9 protein-coding genes are annotated in these 13,828 nt (G+C 44.8%); all 9 read right to left on the bottom strand.

Going from position 1 to position 13,828, the window contains the following annotated elements:
• Positions 1-39: 39 nt before the first annotated feature.
• The 9 genes from EL210_RS01035 to EL210_RS00995 all read right to left on the bottom strand — a co-directional run bounded on the left by EL210_RS01035 (position 40) and on the right by EL210_RS00995 (position 13,515).
• Entirely contained in the window at positions 40-951 is a 912-nt protein-coding gene (locus EL210_RS01035; RefSeq protein ID WP_025879583.1) for a hypothetical protein, read from the bottom strand.
• A 2-nt stretch (positions 952-953) separates the two neighbouring features.
• Positions 954-2,084, bottom strand: a complete 1,131-nt coding sequence (locus tag EL210_RS01030) for a fibronectin type III domain-containing protein (RefSeq protein WP_018919382.1) — start codon at positions 2,082-2,084, stop codon at positions 954-956.
• 64 nt (positions 2,085-2,148) lie between these two features.
• Positions 2,149-3,342 (bottom strand): DUF4856 domain-containing protein, encoded by a 1,194-nt coding sequence (locus EL210_RS01025; protein WP_018919381.1) that lies wholly within the window; start codon positions 3,340-3,342, stop codon positions 2,149-2,151.
• Positions 3,343-3,353: 11 nt separating this feature from the next.
• Positions 3,354-3,974, bottom strand: a complete 621-nt coding sequence (locus EL210_RS01020; RefSeq protein ID WP_232000400.1) for a hypothetical protein — start codon at positions 3,972-3,974, stop codon at positions 3,354-3,356.
• Between the two features lie 49 nt (positions 3,975-4,023).
• Positions 4,024-5,025 (bottom strand): DUF4302 domain-containing protein, encoded by a 1,002-nt coding sequence (locus EL210_RS01015; RefSeq protein ID WP_018919379.1) that lies wholly within the window; start codon positions 5,023-5,025, stop codon positions 4,024-4,026.
• Between the two features lie 37 nt (positions 5,026-5,062).
• Positions 5,063-6,022, bottom strand: a complete 960-nt coding sequence (locus tag EL210_RS01010; protein ID WP_036889302.1) for a putative zinc-binding metallopeptidase — start codon at positions 6,020-6,022, stop codon at positions 5,063-5,065.
• Between the two features lie 270 nt (positions 6,023-6,292).
• Positions 6,293-7,822: a RagB/SusD family nutrient uptake outer membrane protein gene (locus tag EL210_RS01005; RefSeq protein WP_018919377.1), complete on the bottom strand. Its 1,530-nt coding sequence runs from the start codon at positions 7,820-7,822 to the stop codon at positions 6,293-6,295.
• A gap of 11 nt (positions 7,823-7,833) precedes the next feature.
• Complete coding sequence (locus EL210_RS01000) at positions 7,834-11,211, bottom strand: SusC/RagA family TonB-linked outer membrane protein (protein WP_018919376.1); 3,378 nt, start codon at positions 11,209-11,211, stop codon at positions 7,834-7,836.
• A gap of 48 nt (positions 11,212-11,259) precedes the next feature.
• A complete protein-coding gene (locus EL210_RS00995; protein WP_018919375.1) occupies positions 11,260-13,515 on the bottom strand; it encodes a TonB-dependent receptor family protein in 2,256 nt (751 codons plus the stop codon).
• Positions 13,516-13,828 lie beyond the last annotated feature (313 nt).

Raw genomic sequence — 13,828 nt, 5'->3', positions numbered from 1 at the left:
CTGATCGGTCAAAGAGTGCTTTTAATATTCAGCTTCTTTTTATTTCTTCTCGTATGGAATGACAAACTTAAAGCCATTGCCACGTAGCACTACATCTTTTTCTCTTACTTCTTCTACATACAGTTTGCACTTTCCCTCTTTAATTTTGGTGTTGGCAAATGCGTTAGGATAAAGCATAGAGAGCATGACTTCTATCTGTGTTCCAACTGTGGGATTAACTACAGCCGGGGTGATTTTGAGCACTCTTTGAGAAGTGTAGGGGCGCGTACCATTACAGAGCCACACTCCGATACCGGGACGTCGCACGGCCATTACGGTATTCATCTGTTCATAAAGGCTATGAGAGGTTGTTCCATAAATGCCTACACGATCTGCCGTTCCGTCGCATCGCACGACAACCTTAAGCGTTTTCTCTTGCTTGTCTTGTGAGATGATGCGTATCTTTGCCTCACCTTCATAGTAGGCTTGAACCTCTAAGATGTTTGTTTTGGCATTCCATTTCGCATCTATAACCTTGTCGGGGTCTTCAATTTTCAGGTCTACAATATCTCCACCACCATTCAAACTGATGAACTTACTCTCATCACGGGGATAAAGTCTGATTTCTGATTGGCTGATACTGAGCTCGGGAACGACCACATTGATATTGACAACTCTCTTGAAGTCGCCCGAGATGATGGTGGCATAGGTATTTCCCTCCAATATCCCATTAATGCGCAAGGTGTCTTTACTTATGGAAACACCGGCGATTTTTGAGTCAGCGACGTTGGCGATATACTTGCCGTTACCCCCTCGCAGAATAATCGTGCGGGTTGTAAGTTTGTTTAGTTTTACTTCTTTGAGGTCATCGGCACCCACTTGGATATCTCTGTTTTCAGATGCATCTTCGCTGCAAGCCACAAAGATTGAACTGCAACATAACAGCAATAAATAAAAAAGTATTCTTTTCATCGTTAGTCAACATTCAGTTTATATTCTATTTCCCACTTACGTTCCGGCGTTTCCTCTATTTCTATTTGCAGGATATGCTTTCCTTTGTTTGGGAAAGTGATGCTGCTTCCTTCAGGCGTAACGCTTGCTCCATCAATCTTGTAGCTGATGCGGGCATTAGGATCGGCCAAATCGTTATAGTAGAGTCGCAGTGTTTGAGAGCAGGTTCCCTCCTCGCGTATCGTATATAAATAAGGTATTCTACCCGCATCATCTACAGTCTCTGTCATTTGAAAAGTATGTTCATTGAGAGGTTGAGAAGGCTTTGAGGTCTCTTCTCCCTTGACCGTTGTCACTGTGAAGCGATAGGAAGTGTTAGGAGAAAGCTTTTCAATGATGTAAGAGGTAGCCTTTGTTGTGGCAATCATCTTGTCGTTACAACGTATCTCATAGCTCACGCCGGGTTCAGAAACAGCATTCCAGGAAAGTTCCACTTCCCGTTGTTGCACCTGTGCTCTGAGACCTGTTGGCGGAGTGAGTGTCGGTTCTTTATTCGCTTCTTTAGTCTGCATAAAAGAGATGTCGTCGAAGAGGATATAGCCATCATTGTTTGCAGAAGAGGGATCATATTCCAGTTCAAATCCTATTCCAGCTTTGTCAACTCCTGCAGGAGCAGTAAGCGTAATGACTTTCTGTTGCCAGTCATTTGTGAAACTTTTAACTTTCTCATTTGTGAGTCGGTCTTTTCTTATGATTGTATTTCCCTTGTACCAATCTACGATAGCGATAACATTTGGCTTCTTTGCCTTGCCTTTGTACCAATAGGACAGTTGATATTCACCCTCCCCATTAATCTTGATACAATTCAGATTAAAGTCTTTGTCACGCGAATAAAATGAATGACCATTAGGATATAACTTCACAGCGAACTGTCCACCGTGGACATCTTCTTTGATTCTTGAGTAACCCAACTGGTCGCTGATATACCAAAAGAGTGGCTTTTGATAACGGTCAAAAGTGTCTTCTTCCTCTTCCTCATCATCGCCATCCTCATCTCCTTCTTCATCTCCGGTTGAGGGTGGTGTGTCTGATTTCGCATATTGTTCAAACCCTCCATTGGCCAATAGCTCTTTATGTAATTGTGCTTTGCCCATGAAAGGAAGCAACAACAGAGATATAATAAAATAGATTCGATGTGTCATATTTGTATGCTTTTAATTAATACGAACGTTTAATATCGTTGAGTGTCAGCCCATATACTTTCCCTATCTGTGCTGCCACATGCTTGAGCGAACCCTGCGTTGCTTCATCACCTAAGAGACGTTTCTTGTCCCAAAGGCCATTGCCGGCAGTCAACTCATTGATATATGACTTCACCTGGTTATAGGAAAGATGTGGTTTTCCAGACTCCTGCAGGGTGAACTGCAAGGCATAAAGTGCACCGCAACCTTGTGAAAGAAAGACAAGAGCGTTATTGATGTCCTCGTCAAGATTGCTTAAAGTGATATCACTCACTAACAGGTTCATAGCTCTGACTGCTGCTACCTTTGAAAGTTCAGTCCTTATCAGTTGCAACTGCTGTTGCACTTCATCGTAGCGATACTCGGTAAGTGCCAACCGTCCCCGTGCAAAGGCATTATAAATCTTGATGCGGCTTTCGCGTAAAACGGGGAGTCCGCCTGCCTGTACAAAGGGCAGCCAATATTGATAGTAGCCGTAAGCAAGGTCCCAATGATGTTCTAATTCTGTGTAGTTGCGACCCGGCAGCAGTGACGTGTTTTCATGTTCACGGCGCAAACGAGTGTCATTGTACAGGCTGTCGTTGAGGTGTACGTTTAGAATTTTATCTAAATAGATGCCTCCCCACACAATACCATTGAACAGTTCGGCCACGACTAAGCCTTTTTCATCTGCAAAGGCAATATTGACATCGCCAATATGAATGCCTACATAGCCGCCTTCACCTATCTTTGCCTTGTGGTTTCGATAGGTTCCCGGGCTGGGTTGACCAAGTCCGCTGAGCCTTCCTGTGACCTTGAAGATTTCTTCCACATCATTAAGAATGCGCTTTCGGTCGGCTTTATGGAGCGGTGAAGCAGCAAGTTCCTCCTGCGGTTTCAACCCAAATTCACCATGATCAAAATAATCTTTAACCCTGGTCATTGCACTTTCATACATGATGTTGGCGGTTCTGAGATAGCTGCTGTAAATATAATCGAGCGGATCACGCAGCAGACTGCATTCAAGATAGTCAACACTGCTGCTGCCAGTGCGTTTGAACTGATAGGAAGGATCGGGAATCTGGGGTTCCCTGTAAGCCGATTCCACCGTTTCTCCTTCCCACTGACTGCATGAAGACAGTGCTGACAGAAGCAGGAACAGGAGGCTATAAATAGTTGTATTCTTTTTCATTTTTTTGCATGTTAAGGAAGGATGACATAAGCACAGAATGGTGCTTTGATCTTATCAATACCCTCTTGGTTCTGATATTCGTGTACGGTTAGGGGATTCACTACAGTGAACCCATCTTCTGACACAGCAGAGATTGTGGCATGTACAGAAGAGTTCTGCGGGCCGACACCATTCACCCAGAGATACATTGGGAAGCCTGATTTGGCAGAGAAAGTAACCGTATGCTCCTTGTTTTTCGTGAGCAAGAAATCTGTTCCCTCTGCACGCTTGTCGGTTGCTATTGTATGCAGTTTCTTATCCCTACCGACATAACGGATAAAATAGCGCGATTCTACCTTGTCCTCTCCTTTATCCTTGTCTGTGAAGCCACGTTCCTTAAAAGAACAAGTGAGCGTCACCTTATAGGTTCTCACGTTTTCAGTAATCTCAACTCCTGGGTAAACAAAGTCAGACACAGAGGCATAAGGATCACCTAACTGCACAACTTGGTCTTCATACGACACCTTAGGTTTCTCAATTCCACCAAAGGGAAAGAGCTTTTCATAATCTTCCTCGGCATAATCTTCACTGCTGGGCGAGCATCCCATAGCAAGCATTGCCAGGAAAAGAACGGCATATTTACTTCGTATCATAATCATTGCTTTTTACATTCTTAATGGTTTGTTATATATCTTCTTGGCATCATTCTATGGGAGCATCGTAGATTTCTGCCCGAATACCCGTGAACTCTCCTTCCGGATGCAGATGCTTGCTGACCAATCGGCTACGGCGGAGAAGCGGGTCATAAACCGAAACAAGCTCTGCTTCAAAGCGGTTGCCGACACGTTCAAAATCGTAGAATATCGTCTTGCTGTCATAGCGCAAGCCCGATCTGAACGTGATGCCATACTCTGTACCTGTATATCCGGAGCCTAAACCTGTAATCTCTTTAGCCGGATAGTCGGGGATTGGGTTTTTCTTCTTGGTAAAAAGAAAGAGATAATATTTCTTCTCTGCGATCTCCTTCAGTAAGGCCTGGTTGGTCTCAACGTTGCGTTTGATATAGAGATCACTGCGGAAATAGGTGCGTCCACCACGGTGAATGAGCAGTTGTGGATTAACCATCCGTTCAAAGAAAGCGCGGTTTTCATATGCTTTGCGTGCAATGACAAGCGTGTCATCCTTGCTTTTCAGCTTTGTGAATACAATGTATTCGCGGGCAGGCTGCAAGTAGGAAGCTGTGCGAAACACCAATTCGCCATCTTCATTCTTACCCATATAAAGAAAATCAGACGAACCCGCAAAGCGGTCGTTTACCAATTGATGCAGGTAAGTATAAGTGATGAAGCTCAACTGTGTATAGCTGTTACGACCGACGAGATACTCGCTTTTCTTCGCCGCTGCCACTGTTCCGGCATTGAAGTCGGCACGCATTTCCACAGTGTTATCGGCATTGAATTTCATCGTAAAGCAGTCACCGCCATATCCGTAGCGTCCTCTGAAGCCATTATGGGGTATCAGTTCTGACGGATTGGAGAACAACAGAGAATCTGTTTTGGGAAAATAGATTACCCTCCAGCCATGTGGTGCATTCACGAGTTCTTCTTTCAAGGCAGCTATGCTCTCACTGCTGCGCTGAGATGGAGACTTGTCGAAGGCATCATCATTGGATGAGCAGGCTGCCAGGAACAACAGAGGCAGCATGAAACTGTATCGGATTAGATTTCTATATTTCATTTTTTTAATGTTGTTTTACGTAGGAGTATAGTCTGCGAACACTGATTACCTGCATCTGCTTGAGGTTGATGTGCCAAGCCTTCTGTACATATTCATTGACAAAGGTCTGCTTTTCCATGAATTCCTTGTACGCTTGTTCTGCTTCCTTGGCATAGCGTTGAGCGACCTCGGGGTCAATGTCTGTATCGGGAGTCTTTGCCGTAACAGCGGCATCTGCCAGTTCCTTGGGCTTGGAAGTCAGCGTGGCACTGATGATTTCTGCAAAGTCGTCTTCAGCCGAAAGGAAAGAGAGCATCGTGTAAAAGCCGCGTTTGTTTGCGTAGCTGTCAAGGCCGAACTTCTCTTTTCCCGTGCGGGCATAACTCAAGGGTGCTGCTATTGGCTCCGTAGATCCTGTGTATCGGTTAGCACTGATGCTGGAGAATTTATCACGATCGTAGGGGATAAGCTGCATGAGTCGCTTGGCCAATTGATGATGCACGCTGCGCATGAGCACGTAAAGTTTGTCAGCATCCTTCGGATTAAAGTCGTTGACATGATAAAGGCACATTTCAGCTGCGGTCAGTTGGTGATTATAAAGTCGTTCCACTCCATTCTCATCAGGGTTTCCACCACCATAGAGGTAGAGCTTTATCGGCACTCTTCCCCGCAGAAAACCCTCGCCGGCAACTTCCTTGAGCTGATAAGTTTCAAGTCCAAGTTCCTTTACTGCTTCAAGCACAGCACGTACTTTCTCTATCTTTGGAGGATAGATGAAAGTGCCCGTTCCACCCGCGTTCTTCTCCCAGCGATAGATAACTTCAATGCCATAGGGCTTGGTTATGTTGTCGAGTATCCACTTGTCGAGTTCTGTGTTCTCTATTTGTTTCTTACCATCATCAACCACACTCCTGTCGCTCAGCTTTTCATTGCTGCATCCCATGAGGGTAAATGCTGTGAGGAGAACTAAAAATATCTTTTTCATATTCGTTTGATTACTTTTCTTTATCAGTTATGATGTTGCATATATACTTGTCAGTCTTACTGTCGGCTGGTTTCTTATGAAAAACAACTCAAGTCTGATTGCAGTGTAACTTAAGTCTGATTGCAGTGTAACTCAAGTCTGATTGCAGCCTCATTCAAGTCAAGTTACGACGTAATTTGACTTGAGTTATTTTCCATTTAGGGGAGCACGGCCTATTATACATATATGATATGCTGATTTACTGATAGTTACGTGTTGTTTTCGTTCACTTTATCTGAGAGGTTCATTGCGTTCTCTTGGATTGGGAGCTAAGCCTCGCTGAATGGCTTCTGCCGGTATCTGGAGTACCTTGCGGGGGTCGTCTTTCTCCAAAGGGAAGTAATAGGAACTCTTCGAGGAGCGTTTCACAGCCAAATGGAAGCGGCGAATGTCGAACCAACGCAGGCCTTCCTGATAGAACTCTTTGCGGCGGAAGTCGAGGAAGAGCTTCACCATTGCCAGCTGTTTCAGTGTCAGACCGTAGAACGGTGTGTAGATGTTGTAATTGTTACTGTTTGTAGATGTGTACACAGAACGTTCTACAGAGGGGAAGAAACCAAACTTACCTTGCATGTATTGCAGGTAGTCATCAATGGCATGATTGTAATCCCTGAGCATGGCATACGCCTCCATACGGTTCAGCAGCACCTCATCGACACTGAAAAGCACATTGGTTACGTAGAGTCCGCGAGGCTTAGAGCCTGTACTTTCGACATTCGACAGCTCGTCAAACTTAGCTAAATAGCGCCCTGTTGTTACGGGAGCAAGCGATGATGTGAAGATATAGGTGCCGATAAAGTTCATCTTTTCGTAGTCACGTGCACCTTCAATGCCTGTCTTGGCAAAGACTTTGTCGACTGTTTCGAATGTAGAACCGTACTTTTCGGTTGGTGTTGTGCGTGCCAGACGCGACTCTGTTGTTGTCATCAGCAGATTGGCTGGCTCGTCAGTGGAATTGTATCGGCGGAAGAGGTTCTTGTGGTTGAATTCCAATTCGTTGGCATATTGTCGCCAAGGACGGAGCATCCGCTTCGGATCACCTCCCAAAACATAGTCTGAATAGGCTATCACTGCTTTCCAATCACCTTTCATCAGATAGAAACGAGAGGCAAAAGCATAGGCTGCCTTCTTGTTGAAGTGGAACTTAGGATGCTTGTAATAGGCGTCTGAAACTAAGGAAATACCAAGCTTCAAGTCTTTTTCTATCTTATCATATACCTCGTTTACCGTTCCTCGGTCGTAGTCGACCAGCGCATGTTTCTCTGGTTTAGTGATGTAAGGTATGCCCAAGTCGGTTGATTTTCCACCGTAAGGCTCAGACCAGATGTTGACCAACATGAAATGCAGATAGGCTCTTAGCAGGAAAGCCTCGCCATATAATGCCTTTACTCGGTCGCTCTTAGGATAGCGGGTCAGTAATTCGAGGGCCTTGTTTGCTTGTGCAATGCCTTTATAGCAGGCATTCCAGTAGTTCAGCGGCGTGTCAAGGTCTTCCTGATCATAGTCTTCCCAAAAGAACATTGCTTCGTTCAGCCGTGAGTGGATGCCGTTCACACGCTCTGCAACGTTGTCGGTGCGCGGTTCAAGGAAAGGGATATAGCTTGCTTCGGGATATGCCCCGGTGAGGAGTTCGGCTATTTTGTCCTCGGTATCAATATCTACATCCAGTCCCGAGTCAGGACTTTTGTCAAGATAGTCATTGCAGCTGCTGAAAAGAAAAGCAGCTACAGTGAACAGTAATAAATATATTTTTGTTTTCATATTTTATCTTGTTAGAAGCCAATGTTCAAAGTTACTGTGTACTGTTTCGGTGTAGGTAGTGACACACCTCCCGATTTATAATATTCAGGGTCTTGACCTTTGAGTTTCTTGTCTGAATAGATCAAGAAAGGATTGGTCAAGTTTAAGTTCAGGTTCATAGAGTGGAGGTGCACCTTCTTCAAGAAGTTTTCGGGAACATTGTATGCCAGAGAGATGTTCTTCATGCGCACAAAGCCTCCGTCGGCCACTCGCATCTGAGAGTAGTTATAGGTATTGTAGGCGCGTTCGATATTTTCTTTGCCTACAGCTGCAATGAGTTCCTGCGAAGGAAGTACGGGAACATCGGTCTTATACTCGTCGCCTGGATTGAGCCAGCGGTTGTAGTAAGACTTGGAAAAAACATTCAAATCACCGAATTCCGGGTCGAAAGTAGGGTTTAGTCGTATCTTGTTGCCAGCCTGAACGGTGAGGAAGAAAGACAGTTCCCAATTCTTGTATTTCAGCGTATTGGACAGACCACCGATGACACGAGGTTCAATCGGACCATGATAAATGAGATAGGACTTGGCATATTGTGTGTCGAGGAAGTCGGCACCGGCAATGTTTGACAGCTCACCTTGGTTGCTGGGGTATCGTCCGAAATTGAAGGTTGGAAGTCCTTGGTTATTGAGTCCCTGGAAATTAAAAGAGAAGAGCGAACCTCTCGGATAGCCCACGATGTTTCCACGACCTCGTCCTGCCACCATGTCAAAGGCATTGGGCGTGTTCAACAGACGGGTAATCTTCTGATTCATTGCACTTACAGTAAGGCTGGAACTCCATGTGAAGGTTTCGGTAATGATGTTCTTCGTGTGAACACCCAACTCAATTCCTCGTGTGCGCATATCGCCGAAGTTGGCATACTTATAGTATTGACCACCTACACCAGAGGTGCGGACAAGGTCTATAAGGTCGAAAGTGTTACGCTGATACACATCTAAAGTTGTGCTGATGCGGTTGTTGAAGAGTCCTAACTCCATACCGATGTTCAGCTCATACATCTTTTCCCATGTGAGATCACGGTTTTCAAGATGCAGGATGTTTAGCTTGTTCTCTCTGTCTTTGAAAGAATGACGGTTTACGATTCCACTTTTATAGATGGCATTGGCATTGATAGCTTCCTCGTTCATTTTGGCTGTTAAGCCGTAGCTGGCACGTAGAGCAAGACGGGATATAGTTTTGTTGTTTTTGAGGAAGTCTTCTTGATCTATGTTCCATTTTCCGCCGATGTTCCATGTGGGTAGCCATAAAGCGCGTGCACCCTTGCCCGAGGTGTTGGAACCTTCGCAGTTGAAAACCATGTTGAAGACATATTTGCCTGCATAGCCGTAAGTACCATTAAAAGAGAATGTTACCCCGCGATCATTGCGTTTCTGCAGATTGAAATAGTCGCTGCCTTCGTTGATGAGTTTATTGAATATCAGGGGGTTGGTGTAAATCTGATTGCCTCGGTCGTATTGTATTCCATAGCCTTGGAATGGATTGACTGTGCGGATTGCTGAACGAACTTCAGAGAAAGCGAAAGCTTTGAAGTCGTGCTCGTTGATGCGCTTGTCGAAATCAAAAGCGATACGGGCAAGGAAACTCTTCAGGGAAGCCTCGGTCTTGTTGAAGATACCGCCATTGGGAAGCCCAACCTTAGGTTGTAACTGTGGATTATCCTTATCGTGAACCAAGTAGATGTTCTGTTGGGCAACAAAAGGATTTTCATTGGCTCTGAAAGCTTTTATAAGGTTTGAACCCTCATGTATTTCGTGTTTTGTACTGGTGTATGCCTGTCGAGTTGATAACAAAGCTTTGATAGCAAGGCTGTTATTGAGTCTGTAGGTAGCTTCTCCCTGTATCTTGAAATCAAGTACATCAATGTTCATCTTGTTATTGGCATACTCGTTGAAGATATTGAATGGCGCCCAGTTGTTGCGGTAATAAGAGAGACTTCCATCCTCATTATAAGGACTGAGGGTACGACTTGTGCCGAGTGCATAGGAGAAAGGATTAATGTCGAAGTCGCGTTCGAAGACACCTATCGTGCTGTTCTTACGTTGCGGCATAGTGCCAGGTGCTTTCTGCGAACGGATATTACCTTGTGCAGTGAGTGTTGTTGTCAGTTTATCATTAATGTAGAATGTGTTCTTGATGTTGGCTGTGAGACGACTTACGTTGTCGGCAACAGTCCAACCTGCATCGTGATAGAAACCGATTGACGCATAAGTTGCAGTATTCTTGCCACCTCCCGAGAGCGTTATTACATGGTTGGTAATTGGCTTCAGTGTAAAGAGGTGATTGAACCAGTCGGTATTGGCGTATTCACGCTGACGCAGAAAGTTCATTCTTGCCTCTGGTGTATTGGGCAGATAGTAGTCACCAGTTGCTGGATTGATAGTGCTCACTCCCTTGTATAATTGGTAATAGATACCACTGCGACGGCCATAAAGAGAATTGGTAATTCCAAAATAGCCTTTATCATCCATTTCTTGTAAAAGTGACATGGTTTCCTGAGAGTTGAGTAAGTCAAAGCTGCTGTAGCGGGGTCTCAACCTTATGGTATTCTCTGTGGAGTAAGTTACACGCAGTGGAGTATCTTTTTTACCTGCTTTAGTGGTAATGACAATCACGCCATTCAGTGCTCGAGCACCATAAACGGAGGTCGCAGAGGCATCTTTCAGAACCTGTATGTCCTGTATGTCTGCAGGATTGAGCCCTGAAACGGCGGAACTGATAAGCGTAACAGCATCTCCGGATGCCAATTGGTCAAGGCTGAGGTGTACGAGATCTTCGTATACAGCGCCATCAATGACCCACAAAGGTTGCACATTGCCGATGATAGAGGCACCGCCTCGAATATTGATGCGGGGAGCAGAACCGAAAGTTCCCGATATGTTTTGTATTGATAATCCTGGCACACGCCCCTCAAGCATGCGTGAGACATCAGCAATACCTTCAAGTTTGATGTCGTCCATCTTGACAGATGAAGCGGCTCCGGTGTACACACGGTTGCGGATGTTCTGATAACCTGTTACCACAACTTCTTCAATCTGGCGGCTGTCGCTTTTCAGAACGATGTCTAAAGGACGATTACCTGTGACTTTCACGCTTTTGGTTGTCATACCGATGTAGCTCGCTTGTATGGTCTGGCCTATAGCAGCTTTAATGGTGAAATGGCCATCTACATCAGTAACAGCTTTTATTTTCGTCTCTAATACCTGCACATATGCGCCTATGAGTGTCTCGCCCTGTTCGTTCTTAATCGTTCCGGAGACTGTTCCTGCTGTTTGTGCTGATGCCGTAAGAACGTTGACGAGTAACAAGACGATGGTCAGTATCTTATTTATTCTTGTATGTTTGTACATTACTTTTTATAATGAAGTTTCTATTTATTTAATCGATTATCTTCCCCTTTATAGTTGTACTTGCAAGCCACCGTAAATACCGAATGGATGACCGGCACGCAGTCCTGAAGGGTGGCGTGACACAAGATATCTCTTGTTGGTCAGATTGATTGCATTTAGGGTAAGGGTTATTTTCTTGTTGATATGTCCTTTCAGTGAGGCATCCAAGATAAAATGAGCGGGTATTTTCTCACGTTCTGCAATTCGTCCATGTCCGGGAGTTGTGCGCATATCGCCATTGTAGCGTGCACCGAAGTTAGCTTCTATCCACTTATGTTCGAAACTGATCTGGGCGTTGAAGGCATGTTTATATATATAAGGTATCTCATCGCCATAGGTTACCGAACCCCAAGCAGAGCTGACAAAGTCATTTTTCATCTTTGTGTTGGTATAGGTGTAAGATAGTTGAATGGGGATTTGGAAGGCAAAGTGATCGGGTAGAGGTCGATAAGAACACAGTAATTCTAAACCGTTTACTATAGCCTTGCCTACGTTGAACTGCTCAAGTGTACCTTGTCCACCTTGTGCAGCAAGGTCACTTCCTAACATGTTAGAGTAGTTGTTGACGAAAGCTATTGCCTCACAGCGTACTTTCTGAGTCGTCAGGCGCAATCCGGATTCGACATTTACGCTGCTTTCTGCTTTCTGATTGAGTGTCGCACTGGGAGGGGCAAAGCCTTTATGGATGCCGCCAAAGAGGGAAAGAACAGGCAGTAGTTTTACATTGAAACCTAAACCTGGAAGCACTGCGCGTGCATGGTTAGGTGTTTCAATGCGTACCATACCGGTCCGGCGGGGGTCTGCCTTGGTATAGTTACGATTCAATAATTCTACATTCTCATAGCGCATACCAGCGGTGAGCGTGAAGATACCCTTCGACCATTTTCCCATCCAATAGCCTGAGAAGGCATGAGCTGTGGTAATACGGTTTGCCTGACTGCCTGGCTGACCTGCCAAGAACAGACTCATCCTACCATTCTGTATAGAATAAGCATCGTCTTGTTGGTATCGATCTTCACTGTCGGCATGGTAGCGCATGCCCAGTTCCGCAGTCAGATAGCCTCCCCAGAGCATTGTACGGTATTCTCCTTTCGATTGTATACCGCGCGAATGATATATACGCTTGTTGGCACGCAACATCAGTGCTTCGCCGATATAGTCTTTCTTCCCGGTTACAATGTCGAAATAGTCTTGGTTGGTTTCAGGATCGGTAAGCACGGCATCAATAGACCGACGCTCAGCCTTGGTTATACCGGCCCTTACTTCATTAAGTTTGTACCAGTTACGGAAGAAGTAGTTGTAATATAGATTGGTGGTAATCTTCAGGTTGTTGCCCGACTTTATCAGATAGGTCGCTACCCATTGCGTATGTCTGGTTTTGAGATTATCTTTCTGTGCTCCGGCATAGCGGAAGTAAGGGCGCCGGGCAAAATCCTTTTCAGAAAGTCCTAAATAAGTTTCATCAGATGTCTCATTGGCAAAGCCAAACTTTAATTCAAACACATGATTTACACCTTCGTCTTTATTTGTCTGTGCAGAGAACTTAGCTATCAAGTCATTACGTTTGAAGCCTGTACGTTCGTTTGGCTCATCCTTGCGGAAACCATCTGACTGGTAGCGCAGATATTCCACCAAGAAGCCTGTATGCTTGAAACGGTTACCGACGCTTATGTATGATTTAAGGGTGTTGTAGCTGCCGTAAGAACTGTTCAGACGGGCACTGAACTTTGAAGGGATTGGTGTTGATACCATATTGATAGCACCACCCGTGGTGAATGGCCCATACTGAACCTGGCTGCTTCCCTTCAGCACCTCGATGGCATACATGCGACCAGCATTAGGAAAATAGTAGGCTGCAGGTGCTGCATAAGGAGCAGGAGCAGCCAACACACCGTCTTCCATTAATGAAATTCGTTCGCTTCGTTCTGCTTTTGTACCACGCAGACTGATGTTTGGGCGCAGTCCATAGCCGTCTTCTTCATACACATTCACTCCCGGGACACTCTTCAGCATACGGTTGATATCGGTATAACCAAACTTTGATATCTCTTCAGGAGAGATGTAATAAGCCGACCCTGTGCGGTTGCGGGCTTCGAATTTACTGCCTAACATTTGGTTAGAACGTACCACAACCTCTGTCAACTTATGAACAGAATCTGTCAGTGCACTCTTGGAATTTTTCAGAGAATCTTGTTGCGCCTGGGCATACCCGTCGACTGTTGTCAGTGCAAAGAGCAGAGGCAGCATTTTGTTGATGTAATGCATAGCAAAATGATTAGACTTAGGGATGCCTTCCTTTGTTTGGTTGAGGTCTATAGTTTCAACAGTAGTGCGTTTAGTTTTATTTACTACTAAGCATATAAGTCTTTTTATATTTATAATTATTTTAAATCCGGTGCAAAATTACTAAAGGTTACAAGGTACTACAATACCTATTTCTTAGTATTCTGATAGGAAAAAAGATTGTTTTACCCTAATTCGGGATAGGTAATTGGAACTCTTCAAAGCAAAGGTTTATCTCCAATCAGTGTTATCTCTGTCTGTAACTTCAGTCACTTTACCACGCAATATGACTGAG

Origin of the sequence: Segatella oris (assembly GCF_900637655.1) — a bacterium.
Taxonomy (GTDB): Bacteria; Bacteroidota; Bacteroidia; order Bacteroidales; family Bacteroidaceae; genus Prevotella; species Prevotella oris.
The sequence above is the reverse complement of the archived record's forward strand: the minus strand, read 5'-3'. Positions and strand labels throughout refer to the sequence as shown.

Bases quoted from the DNA above. Each gene is read 5' to 3' on its own strand.
- EL210_RS01015 (WP_018919379.1), bottom strand. From the start codon at position 5,025: ATGCTGCCTCTGTTGTTCCTGGCAGCCTGCTCATCCAATGATGATGCC.
- EL210_RS01005 (WP_018919377.1), bottom strand. From the start codon at position 7,822: ATGAAAACAAAAATATATTTATTACTGTTCACTGTAGCTGCTTTTCTT.
- EL210_RS01025 (WP_018919381.1), bottom strand. From the start codon at position 3,342: ATGAAAAAGAATACAACTATTTATAGCCTCCTGTTCCTGCTTCTGTCA.
- EL210_RS01020 (WP_232000400.1), bottom strand. From the start codon at position 3,974: ATGATACGAAGTAAATATGCCGTTCTTTTCCTGGCAATGCTTGCTATG.
- EL210_RS01035 (WP_025879583.1), bottom strand. From the start codon at position 951: ATGAAAAGAATACTTTTTTATTTATTGCTGTTATGTTGCAGTTCAATC.
- EL210_RS01030 (WP_018919382.1), bottom strand. From the start codon at position 2,084: ATGGGCAAAGCACAATTACATAAAGAGCTATTGGCCAATGGAGGGTTT.
- EL210_RS01000 (WP_018919376.1), bottom strand. From the start codon at position 11,211: ATGTACAAACATACAAGAATAAATAAGATACTGACCATCGTCTTGTTA.
- EL210_RS00995 (WP_018919375.1), bottom strand. From the start codon at position 13,515: ATGCATTACATCAACAAAATGCTGCCTCTGCTCTTTGCACTGACAACA.
- EL210_RS01010 (WP_036889302.1), bottom strand. From the start codon at position 6,022: ATGAAAAAGATATTTTTAGTTCTCCTCACAGCATTTACCCTCATGGGA.